The organism is Protofrankia symbiont of Coriaria ruscifolia (genome assembly GCF_900634745.1).
Classification (GTDB): domain Bacteria; phylum Actinomycetota; class Actinomycetes; order Frankiales; family Frankiaceae; genus Protofrankia; species Protofrankia californiensis.
Map to the genome: position 1 here is coordinate 17,172 of NZ_CAAAFR010000130.1, position 15,253 is coordinate 32,424.

The 15,253-nt window shown below is 68.4% G+C and carries 10 protein-coding genes; 7 read left to right on the forward strand and 3 right to left on the reverse strand.

All coding sequences use genetic code 11. The features are described 5' to 3' along the window. Positions 1 to 379: 379 nt before the first annotated feature. From CV1CTNOD_RS15110 to CV1CTNOD_RS15120, 3 genes are all read right to left on the reverse strand, one after another. Positions 380 to 1,414, reverse strand: a complete 1,035-nt coding sequence (locus CV1CTNOD_RS15110) for a 2-oxoacid:ferredoxin oxidoreductase subunit beta (RefSeq protein ID WP_131786725.1) — start codon at positions 1,412 to 1,414, stop codon at positions 380 to 382. After that, entirely contained in the window at positions 1,407 to 3,251 is a 1,845-nt protein-coding gene (locus CV1CTNOD_RS15115; RefSeq protein ID WP_131786726.1) for a 2-oxoacid:acceptor oxidoreductase subunit alpha, read from the reverse strand. The genes CV1CTNOD_RS15110 and CV1CTNOD_RS15115 overlap by 8 nt, the downstream gene beginning before the upstream one ends. A gap of 595 nt (positions 3,252 to 3,846) precedes the next feature. Next, positions 3,847 to 6,438: an HAD-IC family P-type ATPase gene (locus CV1CTNOD_RS15120; RefSeq protein ID WP_131786735.1), complete on the reverse strand. Its 2,592-nt coding sequence runs from the start codon at positions 6,436 to 6,438 to the stop codon at positions 3,847 to 3,849. Positions 6,439 to 6,693: 255 nt separating this feature from the next. On the opposite strand from CV1CTNOD_RS15120, the gene CV1CTNOD_RS15125 reads away from it, so the two are divergent. From CV1CTNOD_RS15125 to CV1CTNOD_RS15155, 7 genes are all read left to right on the forward strand, one after another. After that, on the forward strand, positions 6,694 to 7,572 hold the full coding sequence (locus tag CV1CTNOD_RS15125; protein WP_131786727.1) for a LysR family transcriptional regulator: 879 nt from the start codon (positions 6,694 to 6,696) through the stop codon (positions 7,570 to 7,572). Positions 7,573 to 7,913: 341 nt separating this feature from the next. Continuing rightward, complete coding sequence (locus CV1CTNOD_RS15130; protein WP_131786728.1) at positions 7,914 to 8,906, forward strand: PDR/VanB family oxidoreductase; 993 nt, start codon at positions 7,914 to 7,916, stop codon at positions 8,904 to 8,906. Between the two features lie 439 nt (positions 8,907 to 9,345). Beyond that, complete coding sequence (locus tag CV1CTNOD_RS15135) at positions 9,346 to 10,611, forward strand: ABC transporter ATP-binding protein (RefSeq protein ID WP_242606710.1); 1,266 nt, start codon at positions 9,346 to 9,348, stop codon at positions 10,609 to 10,611. A 159-nt stretch (positions 10,612 to 10,770) separates the two neighbouring features. Beyond that, positions 10,771 to 12,153: an ABC transporter substrate-binding protein gene (locus tag CV1CTNOD_RS15140; RefSeq protein ID WP_131786729.1), complete on the forward strand. Its 1,383-nt coding sequence runs from the start codon at positions 10,771 to 10,773 to the stop codon at positions 12,151 to 12,153. Positions 12,154 to 12,157: 4 nt separating this feature from the next. Then, on the forward strand, positions 12,158 to 13,117 hold the full coding sequence (locus tag CV1CTNOD_RS15145; RefSeq protein WP_242606711.1) for a metallophosphoesterase: 960 nt from the start codon (positions 12,158 to 12,160) through the stop codon (positions 13,115 to 13,117). Next, positions 13,108 to 14,055 carry a carbohydrate ABC transporter permease gene (locus CV1CTNOD_RS15150; RefSeq protein WP_131786731.1) on the forward strand — a complete coding sequence of 316 codons (948 nt, stop codon included), beginning with the start codon at positions 13,108 to 13,110 and terminating at the stop codon, positions 14,053 to 14,055. Before CV1CTNOD_RS15145 ends, CV1CTNOD_RS15150 begins: the two co-directional genes overlap by 10 nt. 101 nt (positions 14,056 to 14,156) lie before the next feature. Further along, on the forward strand, positions 14,157 to 15,077 hold the full coding sequence (locus CV1CTNOD_RS15155) for a carbohydrate ABC transporter permease (protein WP_131786732.1): 921 nt from the start codon (positions 14,157 to 14,159) through the stop codon (positions 15,075 to 15,077). Positions 15,078 to 15,253 lie beyond the last annotated feature (176 nt).

The window sequence follows — 15,253 nt, forward strand, 5'->3', positions numbered from 1 at the left end:
TCCGTCACCGAATACGGCGTCCCAGCGGCTTTCGGGACGAACGCACCGAGCCCGGTGACCAATTGCCCGACCCATTGTTCAGATGGCCTGGAAATTCCTGACCGTTGGCCCGGACAACCAGTCCGGCGCGTTCTCCACCGGCGGTCGAGAAGTGTTCGCGGGAACGTCCGAAGACACCGCCTTCACCAGGCGTGTCAAAAACAACAAAGGCGTTCCCCGGTCGCTCGCGTCCGAAGGACGCCAACGACCGGGGAACGCCAGCAGGGCCGGAATCGGAGAATGCCCGGGAGCGCCGTCCGCCGAGAATCACACGACCCGACGACCCGACGGCCCGACGGCCCGACGGATCAGCGGATCAGCGGATCAGCGGATCAGCGGATCAGCGGATCGTCCAGGTGTTGCCCGTGTGCAGCAGTTCGGCGAGCAGTTTGTCGGGCGAGGCGTCCGCGCTGCCTATGCGGGCGGAGGTGTTCTGCTCCTGGACCATCGCCTCGTAGGTGGGCCGGCTCACCCGTCGGAACACCCCGATCGGGGTGTTGCTCAGATCCTGGTCGGACAACCGGGACAGGGTGAAGGCGTAGGCCGGGCCCCCCACCGTCTCATCGTGCACGATGATCTCGCTGCGCGGGACGCTGGCGGTGTCGGCGACCTCAAGACCGAAGCCGCGCGGCTCGCGCACCACGCACTTCTCCCCCGAGGCGCCGAAGGTGATCGGCTTGCCGTGCTCGAGGCGGACGAGGACGGAGTCGCGGCTGGCGGGGTCCTTCAGCACGTCGAACGCACCGTCGTTGAAGATGGCGCAGTTCTGGTAGATCTCGATGAAGGCGCTGCCCTCGTGCGCGGCGGCGGCACGCAGCACCGAGTGCAGGTGCTTGCGGTCGGAGTCGATCGTGCGGGCCACGAACGACGCCTCGGCGCCCAGCGCCAACGCGATCGGGTTGAACGGGGTGTCGCTGGAGCCGACCGGCGTCGACTTGGTGACCTTGCCGAACTCCGAGGTCGGCGAGCACTGCCCCTTGGTCAACCCGTAGATACGGTTGTTGAACAACAGGATCTTGATGTTGACGTTGCGTCGCAATGCGTGGATCAGATGGTTACCGCCAATGGACAGCGCGTCGCCGTCACCGCTGACCACCCACACCGACAGGTCCGGGCGGCTGACCGCGAGACCGGTGGCGATCGCCGGCGCCCGGCCGTGGATCGAGTGCATCCCATAGGTGTTGAGGTAGTACGGAAAGCGGGACGAACAACCGATGCCGGAGACGAACGTGATCTGCTCCCGCGGGATGCCCAGCTCCGGCATGAACGACTGGATGGCCGACAGGATCGCGAAGTCACCGCATCCCGGGCACCAGCGGACCTCCTGGTCCGACCTGAAGTCCTTGGCGGTGAGCTTGAGTGGGACCTCAGTCATTGCGTACGACCTCCTCCAGTACCGTCTCCAGCTCCACCGAGGTGAACGGCTGGCCGTTGACCTTGTTGTAGGGCACGGCGTCGACCAGGTAGCGCTCGCGTATCACGTGGGCGAGCTGCCCGAGGTTCATCTCGGGGATGACGACGCGGTCATAGCCGGCGAGCACCGTGCCGACGTTGCGCGGCAGCGGCGAGAGGTGACGCAGGTGTGCCTGGGCGATGGACACACCGCGTTCCCGCAGCTTGCGGCAGGCCGCGCCGACCGGTCCGTAGGTGGAACCCCAGCCGAGCACCAGCACCCGGGCGTCCCCGGAGGGGTCCTCGACCTCCAGGTCGGGCACGTCGATGGCCTCGACCCGGGCGGCGCGCAGCCGCATCATCAGGTCGTGGTCGGCCGGGACGTAGGAGACCGCGCCGGTGCCGTCGGCCTTCTCCAAGCCGCCGACGCGGTGCTCCAGGCCGGGCGTGCCCGGCACCGCCCACGGGCGGGCCAGCGTGTGCGGGTCGTGCAGGTAGGGCAGAAACTTGCCATCCGGCCCGTTGGGCTCGGTGGCGAACTCCACCCGCAGGTCGGGCAGGTCCGCCGGGTCCGGCAGCAGGAACGGCTCGGAGCCGTTGGCCAGGTAGCCGTCCGAGAGCAGGATGACCGGCATCCGGTAGGTCAGCGCGATGCGCGCCGCCTCCAGCGCCGCGTAGAAGCAGTCCGCCGGCGAACGGGCCGCGATCACGGCGAGCGGTGCCTCACCGTGCCGGCCGAACAGGGCGATGTTCAGGTCGGACTGCTCGGTCTTGGTCGGCAGACCGGTCGACGGGCCGGCGCGCTGCACGTCCACGATGACAAGCGGTAGCTCCAGCATCACCGCGAGCCCTAGGGTCTCGGTCTTGAGCGCGAGCCCCGGGCCGGAGGTCGAGGTGACCCCGAGCGCGCCGCCGTAGGAGGCACCGAGCGCCGAGCCCACCGCGGCGATCTCGTCCTCGGCCTGGAAGGTGGTCACGCCGTAGCGCTTGTATCCGGACAGCTCGTGCAGGATCTCCGAGGCCGGAGTGATCGGATAGGCGCCGAGGAAGACCGGCAGGTTGGCGCGCAGACCGGCGGCAACAAGGCCGTAGGCGAGCGCCGAGTTGCCGTTGACGCTGCGGTAGGTGCCGGACACCAGCTTCGCCGGCTTGACCTCGTAGCGGACGGCGAAGTCCTCGGTGGTCTCACCGTAGTTCCAGCCGGCCTGGAAGGCGGCCACGTTCGCGGCGGCGACGTGCGGCTTCTTGGCGAACTTCTGCTTGAGGAACTCCACCGTGCCCTCGGTGGGCCGGCTGTACATCCAGGACAGCAGACCGAGCGCGAACATGTTCTTCGCCCGCTCGGCCTCCTTCTTGGAGACCTCGAAGTCGGCGAGGGCGGCGATCGTCGCCGACGTCAGCGGCACCCGGTGAACGGTGAACCCGTCGAGCGAGTCGTTCTCCAGCGGATTGCTCGTGTAACCGACCTTCTCCAGGTTGCGCGTGGTGAACTCGTCGGTGTTGACGATGATCTCTGCATTGGGCGGCAAATCCCCCAGATTGGCACGCAGCGCCGCCGGGTTCATTGCGACCAGAACGTCCGGCGAGTCACCGGGCGTGAGAACATCGTGGGCGGCGAAATGTACCTGGAAGCTGGACACGCCGTGCAGCGAGCCCGATGGCGCGCGAATCTCGGCGGGGTAGTTGGGAAGGGTGGACAGGTCGTTTCCCAGGATAGCGCTCTCGGAAGCGAAACGGTCGCCGGTGAGCTGCATGCCGTCGCCGGAGTCACCGGCGAACCGGATTGCTACCCGGTCCAGATGCTGGATTTGCTTGGCCACTTACGTGGACCTCCTCAATGACCGACGGTCGGCGAGGGGCATACCCACGGTTCGACCGTGGGCAGAGCGGGCCACGAGGCTCGCCCATCCTTCTTATACGGAGGCATTGCTTCCGCAGTGTTTCGCGGTGTCAAATCGTCGTCTCACGGCCCGCGCGTTATCGGTCACGGTATTTCGACAACAGCGCTGTCACATATATGGTTGGACGTGCGGGAAAACAACCATGACGCCCGCCCGCAACCGCCGGCCAGGGACTTTCGGGAAGCAGTGGCAGAAAGACGTTTCTCCGGCGCCGGGGACGACCGGTCTATTTTCCTCCGGCGAAGGTTCGCACCGTGCCGGCAATCGGCCCACCCGGTCGGGCCGGTTCGTCCCGCGGCATCTTCGCCACGACCGGCTCGACGACCTGTCGACATGGGGGCGGAACGTGCCGGGGACACACACGCTAACCCCTCCGGCCGGTCCACGGCATCGATGTCCGGCAACATGTCTGACCCGGCGTCGCAGGCGGAAGACGGTGCTGTCACCCGAACTACCCGTACCCGAACTACCCGAGGATGAGGCTTGCGAAGATGCCGTCGAGGAACGGCTACACCTACCGGTGGGACGCCATGACCCGGCTACCGCCGTCAGGCCCCCTTGACCCTCCGTCCCGGTGAGGGCGCCGTTCCCCGGCGTCAACGAAGCTGAACCGCCAGGCGAGCTCCACCAGGGCCATGCCGACCGCGCCGCAGGCGACCGCCACGGCGACGGCGGCGGTGTCCGACGTGTCGAACTCGAAGACGTGCTGCCCCACCGGCAGCAGCAGGCACAGCAGAAAACCGCCGATCATGGCGGCGACCAGCGCGGCCTTCCACCAGACATACGGTCGCGCCACCACGACCAACACCCATGTCGCGATCATGACAAGCGTGATCACAACGGCGGTGCTGTCCTGCTCGGGCGTACCCTCCCCACCGGAACGGACGAGAAGACAGGTCACGAAACTCGCCACCGCCACCACGACACCCGCCGGCACCGCCCGGCGCATGACTCTCGGCACGAACCCCGGTCGTGCCCGTTCGGTGTTGGGCGCGAGCGCGAGGAAGAACGCCGGAACGCCGATGGTGAACCAGCCGATCAGCGTCACATGACGCGGCAGGAACGGAAACCTGATCTGCGCCACGCCGATCAGGATGGCCAGCAGCACCGAGTAGACCGTCTTGGTGAGGAACAGGACGGACACGCGTTCGATGTTGCCTATCACCCGCCGTCCCTCACCCACGACGTGCGGAAGAGCGGCGAAGGTGTTGTCCAGCAGGACGATCTGCGCGACGGCCCGGGCCGCGGGGCTGCCCGAGCCCATGGCCACGCCGATGTCGGCGTCCTTGAGCGCGAGCAGGTCGTTGACCCCGTCACCGGTCATGGCCACGGTGTGGCCGCCGGCCTGCAGGGCTTTGACCATGGCGCGCTTCTGCTCCGGTACCACCCGGCCGAAGACCGACGCCGCCGCCATCCGTCCGGCCAGCGGGGCGGTGCCGTCGGGCAGCGTCCGGGCGTCCACGGGCTGGTCGGCACCGGGGAGCCCGAGGGTGGTGGCGACCGCCGCGACGGACACAGCACTGTCACCCGATATGATCTTCAGCTCGACGTCCTGCGCGGCGAAGTACCGCAGGGTCTCGGCGGCATCGTCGCGGATCTTCTGCTCGATGACGAGCAGCGCCGCCGGGGTCACCTCACCGGGTGCGCCCGGCGCGTCCACCGGCATGCCGGCCCGCCCGAGCAACAGCACACGCAGTCCCTGCGAGGCCAGCAGGTCGGCGTCGACGAGCACGAGATCCCCAGGCGGCAGCAGGACGTCGGGTGCGCCGAGCACCCAGTGCCCATGCCCGGCGAAGCTCGCCCCGCTCCACTTCCGCGCGGAGGAGAACGGCGCGATCGCCGTCGCCGGCCAGGTGGTCTCGTCGCTGGGAAACGCCTCGGCGACGGCCGCAAGGCTTGCGTTGGGACGCGGATCGGAGGCGGCCAGCGCACGCAGCGCCTCGCGAACCTCGCCGGCCGTCCCGTCAACCCTGTCAGACCCGCCGAACCCATCAGGCCCGCCGACCGCGTCAAGCCCCTCAAGCCCGTCAACTCTGTCAAGCCCGCTGGCCTCGGCAGGCCCGGTGACCCTGTCGGCTCCGGCCTCGCCGGCTCCGACGGCCGTACCCACCCCGACGGCAGCGCGCAGCAGGCGCACCTCGACCAGCCGCATACGGTTCTCGGTGAGGGTGCCGGTCTTGTCCACACACACGACATTGACCCGGGCCAGGCCCTCGATGGCGGGTAGTTCCTGCACCAGGCACTGCCGGCGTCCCAGCCGGATGACACCGATCGCGAACGCGACGCTGGTGAGCAGGATGAGTCCTTCGGGGACCATGGGGACGAGCGCGGCCACCATCCCGCGCACGGCCTCGTCCGGGGTGGCGTCATCGAGCCGGAGCTGGCTGTAGATCGTCAACGCACCGGCGGGAATGATCAGAAAGGTGACGAACGTCAGGATCCGGTCGACACCGCCGCGCAGCTCCGAACGCACGAGTGTGAACCTGCTGGCCTCCTCGGCCAGCCGGGCGGCGTAGGCCTCGCGGCCGACCTTGGTCGCGCGGAACACCCCGGTCCCGGCCACCGCGAAACTTCCGGACAGGACGGGATCCCCGGGACGCTTGACCACGGGGTCGGCCTCACCGCTGAGGAGCGATTCGTCGATCTCCAACCCGTCCGCGGCCAGCACCACCCCGTCGACGACGGCCCTGTCCCCGGACCCGAGTTCGATGACGTCGTCAAGCACGACCTCACCGGCGGAGATCTCGGTTGCTCGGCCGTCCCGACGGACCCGCGGCCGGGCCTCGCCGACGATCGCAAGCCGTTCCAGCGTGCGCTTGGCACGCACCTCCTGGACGATGCCGATCGCGGTGTTGACCACGATGATCAGCCCGAACATGCCGTCGGGAACGACCGGTCCGATCACCACGATGACAGCGAAGAGCACACCGATGATCGCGTTGAACCGGGTCAGGACATTGGCCCGGACGATCTCGGCGACCGAACGACTCGCCCTGACCGGAACGTCGTTGGTGCTGCCCGCCGCGATGCGCGCGGCAACATCCGCGGCGGTCAGGCCACCGTCGAGTCCGGCAGCGGGCTCCTGGGGAAGATTGACCGTTGCCACGACAACGAGGCTATCGTCGGCGCCGGCCGACGCTCCGCATGCCCCGCACGCCCTCCGCGCGGATGCGGTCACGTCATATCCGCACCGGCCGGCATACACATGTATACGTACCGGTCCGTATACGCACCGCTGTTGCGGTATTACCCACCCTACCCCGCGCCGTCCAGCCCGACAATTTTCCCGGACAACACTTACCCGTCACCGCCGGTTAGTCACCGCACGTAGGCTGTGCTGGGTTTGCGGCGGGGAGGCTCGATGGAGTTCCGGCACCTGATGTCTTTTCTAGCGATAGCGGACGAGCTGCACTTCGGACGGGCTGCGGGCAAGCTCCACTTGGCCCAGCCCTCGTTGAGCCAACATCTGCAACGTCTCGAGCGTGAGGTCGGCGTCAAGCTGGTCGCCCGCACCTCCCACGAGGTCCGGCTGACCCCGGCGGGCGTCGCGTTCCAGATCGAGGCGAAGCGGATCCTCGATCAGGCGAACCGGGCGGTCCAGGCGGCGCGGGACGCCGCGGCCGGCCGCGCCGGCACGATCAACATCGGCTACAACTTCCCGGCCGGTCAGCGCGTCCTTCAGCCGACCCTGTTACGGCTGAACAACACCCACCCCGGGCTGACCGCCCACCTGTGGGAGAGGCGTACCGGCCCCCAGCTCAAGGGCCTGCTCAGCGGCGAGCTCGACATCGGCTTCATCTTCGGGCTGCCGCCCACCAACGACCTGCGCTCCCGCGAGGTGCTGCGGCTGCCGCTGGTCGCCGTGGTCGGGGAGCAGCACGACTGGGCCTGCCGCGAACAGGTGGCGTTCCGCGAACTGCAGCACCAGGCCTGCGTCCTGTTCAGCCGCATCCAGTCCCCGGCCATGTACGACACGATCGTCACCACGGCCGAACGAGTCCGGATCAACCTTCGGGTCGCCGCCGAGGTCGACGATCCGGGGGCGACCGCCCTCATGGTCACCACCCGCCCGCTGGTGGGGTTCGCCTCGGTCGAACGGGCCCGCAGGACCAAAGGTCCGATCGCCATACCCCTCGTCGACCCCGTCCCGATGCTGTCCGTCCACGTGGTGTGGCGACCGCACCGGAGCAAAGTCGTCGACGCCCTGCTGGACACCCTCGACGAGGCCGGACCCTTCTGATCGCACCGCCTTCGGCCCGGTGACCGGTAGGGGCCTCCGGCGGCGCGAAAAACATGATCGCACCGCCTTCGGCCGGGTGCGAAGGAAGCCCGGAGGTGTCCATTGAACAATCCAATCGTCCGAGCGGGTTGTTTTCTCCGGTTAGCTGCGATGATTGGTCAGGCCATGCATTGCAGGCCGCCTTCCCGATAAAATTCGACGGTAGATCGCTCGTCCGATCGGCGTGCAGATCATTGGTTCGATCGGCGCACCGGACAGCAGATGGGACAGAAGATCTGAAAAGGCGCCGAGAACCCGCACGTCCGTCCCGACACCCCTGAAACTCCGCCCGGAGGTCGGTCATGTCCGTGCCAGCACCCCACGATCAGTCGACCGCGGTACCGGCGCCGTCAACCACGGCACCCCTGACCGTCGTCAACAGGATCCTCGAGGCAGACGACGTCATTTCTCTGGTCCTTGCCGACCCCGGCGGCAGACCCCTGCCCCCGTGGACTCCCGGTGCGCACGTCGACGTCGCCATCGGGCCCGGAACCATCCGGCAGTACTCGTTGTGCGGTGACCCGGCCGACAGTACGAACTGGCGTATCGCGGTACTGCGTGAGGAAAACAGCCGGGGCGGCTCGGTGTACCTGCACGACGAGGTCCGCACCGGGTCGGTGCTGGAGGTCGGGTCGCCGCGCAACAACTTTCCCCTGGTCGACTCCCGGCGCTACATTCTGATCGCGGGCGGAATAGGGATAACACCACTCCTCCCCATGATCACCGAACTGGACGGCCGCGGCGCCGACTGGAAGCTGTTCTACGGCGGGAGACGGCGAACGAGTATGGCGTTTCTCGCCGAGATGTCCGCCCATGGTGACCGGGTCGTCGTCCACCCCGAGCAGGAGCGTGGGCTGCTGCCGCTCGATGCCGTCCTCGCCCGACCCGACGAGGGCACGGCCGTCTACTGCTGCGGCCCGGAAGGCCTGCTCAGCGCGGTCGAGACCGCCTGCGGCAGCTGGCCGTCCGGCGCCTTGCGCGTCGAACACTTCCGGCCCCGGGAACCGGCCGGCGACGCTGCGGCGGACACCGCGTTCGACGTCCTGATCGTCAGCACCGGGCAGAAGGTACGGGTGGCCGCCAACCGCAGCATCCTCGAAGCCCTCGAACGCGCCGGCCTGGACATGCCCTCCTCATGCCGCGAAGGGACCTGCGGCAACTGCGAGACCCGGTTCGTCGAGGGCGAGGTCGACCACCGCGATTCCGTGCTGAGCCCCCAGGAGCAGCGCACCGGAGACGCCATGATGATCTGCGTGTCCCGGGCCCGAACCGACCAGCTGGTCCTCGACATCTGAAACCTGCCGCCGCCCGCCAGGAAGGCCGGAAGGCCGGAAGGCCGGAGGAACGGCAGAACGAACACCCCACCCGGCCGGGACGGGTTCCGTGCCGATCCCACCCACATGGGAACGACGGGTGCGGCGGTTATCAATGAATTCTATCGGGTAATCAGCGGCACCAATCGACGCTGGATACAAAGCGTGATCGGATAGTTTCACAACACTCGATGGACCGCGAATTTCCGGTGTGTTTCCTTTCCGTACACGAACCCGGAGTTGAATCCAGCAGTCCTCGGACGATAAGAAGCGCTAGGAAAATTTTCGCGAGACCGCCGGATCGGGTACGCCCGGACCGGGGGATCCGCATCCGAACTCACCGGCCCGCCGCGGCGGGCCGGTGCGGAACACCAGACCGATCCGGCATGTTGTCGGGCCGGCATGAAGGGAGAGCCAGGCTGTGAGCCGAATCCAGGTCGAAGGACTGACCAAGCGTTTCGGCGAGGTCGCCGCCGTCGACCGGGTAAGCCTGGACATCAGTCACGGCGATTTCCTCGTCCTGCTCGGGCCGAGCGGATGCGGAAAGTCGACGCTGCTCCGAATGATCGCCGGCCTGATCGAGCCGAGCAACGGACGGGTTCTCCTGGACGGCCGCGACGTCACGTTCGCCCCGCCCCGGGAACGTGACATGGCAATGGTATTCCAGAGCTATGCTCTTTACCCTCACCTGACTGTCGAGCGCAACATCGGGTTCCCGTTGCGGTCGCGCCGGCGGCCACGCGCGGAGATACGCCAGAAGGTACACGAGGTGGCCGAGCTGCTCGATCTCGCCAACCTGCTCGATCGCCGGCCCAGGGAACTCTCCGGCGGGCAGCGGCAGCGGGTCGCGGTCGGGCGGGCGCTGGTCCGCGACCCCGGCGCCTTTCTCATGGACGAACCGCTGTCCAACCTCGACGCGAAGCTGCGTACCGCAACCCGCGGCCAGCTGCGCGCCCTGCACCACAGGCTCGGCTCGACCATCGTCTACGTCACCCACGACCAGGTCGAGGCCATGACCATGGCCACCCGGGTGGCCCTGCTCAACGCCGGCCGCCTTGAGCAGGTCGGCACCCCTACCGACGTCTACGACGAGCCGGCGTCGGTGTTCGTGGCGGGCTTCCTGGGCTCGCCGGCGATGAACCTGGTCCCCGCACGGATCGAGAGCCGGGCCGGACGTGTCCATGTGCTCGCCCCCGGTGTCGAGGTTCCGCTGTGGGCGGCGGACGACCAGCCCGCCCGCGAGGTGACCCTGGGCGTCCGACCGGAACATCTGATCCGGGTCCCGTCTGCCTCCGGATCCCCCACCTCGCAGTCCCCCGCGTCGCAGTCCACCGCGTCGCAGTCCCCCATGTTCCGGGCAGTGGTGGAGATGGTGGAGAACCTCGGCGGCGAGGAGGTCGCCCAGTGCGTGGTGGGCGATGCCCGGGTGCTGGCCCGCGGGCCGCGGCCGCTTGGTCTGCGTCCCGGCGAACCGGTGGCCTTCGACATCCCCGCGAACCGGGTGCACCTGTTCGACCGGGCCAGTGGCCGCCGGCTGGTCTGGCAGCCGACCGGCGCTGACATCCCCCGTGACCGCGATCAGGCCACCGTCCGTGTCAGCGGCAGGCCGGGACCTCCCGGCGCCACGGACGGGGACCCGACCGTGGCCGAATCCCCCGAAGGGGTTCTGGACGCTTCCATCGTCTGATCACCAGCCTCCGACGTCCCCGCCTTTCGAACCGTCCGCCCCTTCGGCCTTTTGGACCGTCCCCACCTTCGAATCTTTCGAACCTGTCAAACCGTCCGACGACTTTCCCCGGCTCCGGTCCTCTCCGGTGCCGTGTTCGCCTCGCTCAAGGAGCATCCCGTGAAAAAACTGCGCCGTCTCGGGGGGGTAACGGCCGCGCTCGCCCTGGCACTGACCGCGGCCGCCTGTGGAGACAGTGGCTCGAGCGCACCCGCCCAGCCGAGCACCGTGGTTCCCGAACTCCGGCCGGACCAGCAGGTCTCGATCACCTTTGAGAGCTACAACCTGTCGCAGGCCGGGGCTTGGACGGACACCTTCACGGATCTGATCAACAAGTTCCAGGCGGCCCACCCCAACATCAAGGTGAAGGCCCAGAAGCCCGCGACCGCGACCGCCAGCGGCTACGGGTCGGCCTCGGCCGCCAGCATCCAGCGCCAGATCGCGGCGGGTAACCCGCCCGACGTCGGCCAGCTGGTCTTCGGCGACATCCGGTACGCCGTCAAGGGCCTGGGCGCCACCCCGCTCGACGACGTGGTCGGACGCGACGCCGTGCAGGCGAACTTCGGCGGCGCCCACCCGTTCGCGCCGACTGCGCGCACCCTCGGTGACGTCGACGGGAAGACCTTCGCCGTACCGTTCGTGTTCTCCACGCCCATCCTGTACTACAACGCCAGCCTGTTCACCCAGGCCGGTCTCGACCCGGCCAAGCCGCCGACGACCTGGGCGGAGGTGAAGACGGCCGCGCTGGCCATCAAGAGCAAGACCGGCAAGGACGGCGTCTACATCGACTGCCTCACCAAGAAGTCCAGTGACTGGTGCTACCAGTCACTGGTCGCCTCCAACGGCGGAACCGTGATCTCCAACGACCAGACCAGGCTCGGCTTCGCCGACGCCCCCGCGGTCGACGCCGTCAAGATGGCCCAGGACCTGGTCCAGTCCGGCGCCAGCCCCAAGCTCTCCCAGGAGCAGTCCTACCCGGCGTTCGCCCGCGGTGAGATAGGCATGATCCTGGAGAGCAGCGCCGCCGAGGCGGTCTTCCGCAAGGGCACCACCACCGCGAACCCCCCGTGGGAGCTGCGGGCCGCGTACGAGCCGAGCTTCGACGGCAAGAAGGTGCAGCCGACCAACTCCGGGGCGGCCCTGCTGATGTTCGCCAAGGACCCGGCCAGGCAGCGGGCGGCCTGGGACCTCATCAAGTTCCTGACCAGCGACGAAGCGTACACGGAGATCACCAGCAAGATCGGCTACCTGCCGCTGCGCACGAGCCTGCTCGACGACCCGGGCGCCCTGAAGGACTGGGCGGCCAAGAACCCGCTGATCAAGCCGAACATCGACCAGCTCGCCCGGCTCCACCCGACGGCGTCGTTCCCCGGCGACAACTACGTCCAGATCAGGGACGGCATGCTCGAGGCCGTCGAGAAGGTCGTCTACAGCGGGGCCGACGCGCAGCCGACCCTGAGCGCGGCCCAGGATCAGGCGACCAAGCTCCTACCGAAGGGCTGACACCGTGACGACCGTGACGTCGGTCCGGACGCCACGGCACACCCTGATCCAGCTCAGCGACACCCACATCGTCCCGGACGGGGAGTTGCTGTACGGCAGGGTGGACACGCACGCGAACCTGGAGTCCGCGGCCCACGCGGTCGCGGACTCCGGGATTGCGGTAGCGGGCCTGGTGCTGACCGGAGACCTCACCGACAGCGGATCCGCCGCCGCCTACCGGCGGTTGCGGAAGGTGGTCGAACCGCTCGCGCGCCGCCTTGATGCCCCGGCCATCTACGCGATGGGCAACCACGACGAGCGGGCGGCGTTCCGCTCCGAGCTGCTGTCCGTCGCCGAGCCGACGACCGACCCGTGTGACAGCGTCCACTGGATCTCGGGCCTGCGGATCGTGGTGCTCGACAGCACCACGCCGGGCCACGAGAGCGGCTACCTCACCGACTCCCAGCTTGCGTGGCTGCGCGACGAGCTCGCCCGACCGGCTCCGGAGGGGACGGTACTCGTCCTGCACCACCCGCCGATACCGTCGCCGATGCTCATCGTCGAGATGATGACACTGCGTGAACCCGACCGGCTCGCGCGGGTCGTGGCGGGCAGTGACGTGCGGATCATCCTGTCCGGCCACGCCCATAACGCCAGCTGCGGCCTGCTCGCCGGGATCCCGGTCTGGGTGGCGCCGGCCACCGCGTTCGGCGCGGACCTGCTCTCGCCCGTGGGCCGGGCGCGCGCGCTGCGCACATCGGCCTGCAGCCGTATCGACATCTACCCCGACACCGTGGTGGCCAGCGTCATTACGCTCGGTTCCGCGGAAACACTCTTCGACAACGACGAGAGCGACATGGCACGACACATCGACCAGGCAGTCGACCGGACACCGGTCACCGTCACCGACCGGACACCGGTCACCGTCCAGGCCTCGGTCACCGACCGCACGCCGGTACGGCAGGATCAGGCGACGTGTTCGTAGAGCTTGCTCCCCTCGCGGCGCCCGCCGAACACGTCGCGGTCGAGGCGGCCCGGCCGCCGGTCGCGCGCCGGGCGCTGCGGGCGCTGCCGCCCTTCCTCTACCTCGCCCCGGGACTGGGCTGCCTGGTCGTGTGGACCTACCGTCCCCTGATCGAGGCCGTGCAGCTCTCCTTCTACCGGTGGAACCTGTTGCCGACCAGGCCGAAGGTCCCGGTCGGGCTGGACAACTACCAGCAGGTTTTCCAGCTTCCCGAGCTCAGGCACTCGTTGTGGCTGACAGTGGCGACGATCGTGTGCCTGCTGCCCTTCTCGGTCGTCCTGCCCACGATCATCTCCCTGCTCACCCGCCGGGTACGCGGTCGGGTCGGCGTTGTCTACCGCGCGCTGGTGTTCGCGCCGGTGCTGGTCCCGCCGCTGGCGAGCGCGGCGATGTGGGTGTGGCTGCTGGACCCGGAGCACGGGCTGGTGAACCGCATGCTGGGCCAGTCGATCAACTGGCTGCACGAACGCGGTCCGGCCCAGCTCGCCATCATCGGTATCACCGGCTGGCACCTGCTCGGTTTCGCGGTCCTCGTCGTCACGGCGGGCCTGGCCAACATCAACGACGAGTATTCGGCGGCGGCCCAGCTCGACGGCGCGACCCGGCGGCAGATCACCCGATGGATCACACTGCCGCTGCTGTCACCGACCCTGGTCCTGCTCACCCTCATGACCGTGCTGCTGTCAGGGCAGCTGACCTTCCCGCTGATCGACGCGCTCACCCAGGGCGGCCCCGACGACGCGACGACCAACGCCTACTACCTGCTCTGGGAGTACTGCTTCAAGAGCTTCAACGCGGGCCTGGCCTCCGCCGCCGGTCTGACCTTCTTCCTGGGCTTCGGCCTGGTCGCGCTCTTCCTGGTGTGGCTGTTCGAAAAACTGAGCTTCCATGACAACTGACCACCTGGTGATCCGCTGGCTCGGCTCCCTCACGGCATCCCGCGGTCGCCCGCGAACCGACTGCTCCCAATAAGGGCTCCAAGAACTACAAGGAGTGACTCATGGCCGTCTCCGCACTGGACGCGCCGGCAAGCGACGCGGGTGCGCCGCCGCGCGGGCACCGTGGCGGCGGGCGCCACGGCCACGCTGAAACCAGCGGGCCGATCAGCAACCGGTCACCGCTGAGCTCGTTCGTCGGCCACGCCGTCCTGACCGTCCTCAGCCTTGCCTGCATCTTCCCGATCTGCTGGATGTACGCGACGTCGCTGCGCCGCCCCAGCGACGTCTACGACACGTCGATCCTTCCCTGGCCGCTGTCGATCGGCAACTACCGGCACGCCGCGGACGTGATCCCGATCGGGCAGATGCTGCTCAACACGTTCGTCGTGGCGTCGCTGACCGCCCTCGGGCAGCTGCTGACCGGGCTGCTCGCCGCGTACGCGTTCACCGCCTGGCGCTTCCGCGGGCAGCGGCTGCTCTACCTGCTGTTCGTGGGGACGTGGCTGGTGCCGTTCCAGGTGACGATGGTGTCCAACTACACGCTGCTGTTCCGGCTCGGTCTGCTGAACACGCTCGCCGGAGTGGTCGTCCCGACGCTGTGCACGGCGCTCGGCGTCCTGCTGCTGCGCCAGCACATGGAAAGCTTCCCCAGGGAGGTGCTGGAGGCGGCCCGCATCGACGGGCGGTCGTCCTGGTCGACGCTGTGGACCGTCGTCGTGCCCAACCTGCGGCCGGCGCTGGCGGCGCTGGGCATCGTGCTGTTCATCAACGCCTGGAACGAGTACTTCTGGCCGTCGATGGTGCTCCAGCAGGCGAACTCCGTGGTCCAGCTCGGGCTGCGCGGCTTTCTCGGGGGGACCGAGGGCAACGACTGGGGCGGGATCATGGCCGCCTCGGGACTCGCCTGCCTGCCGATCTTCGGCCTCTACCTGGTACTCCAGCGGCACATCGTCAACGCCTTCGTCCACTCCGGCCTGAAGTAGACCCCGCTCCGCGACGAACCCCGGCACCTGCCGCTGGGCCGCACACCCTCCTGGGACTCGAACGGCCAGGCGCACACCTACCCTGCGTGAGCAGACTCCGTCGCGGGCGGCCTTGCCGTCAGGACGGTTTGTAACCGTACGGGGTCTGGCGGTTACGGGGGACGGCGGGTTTACGG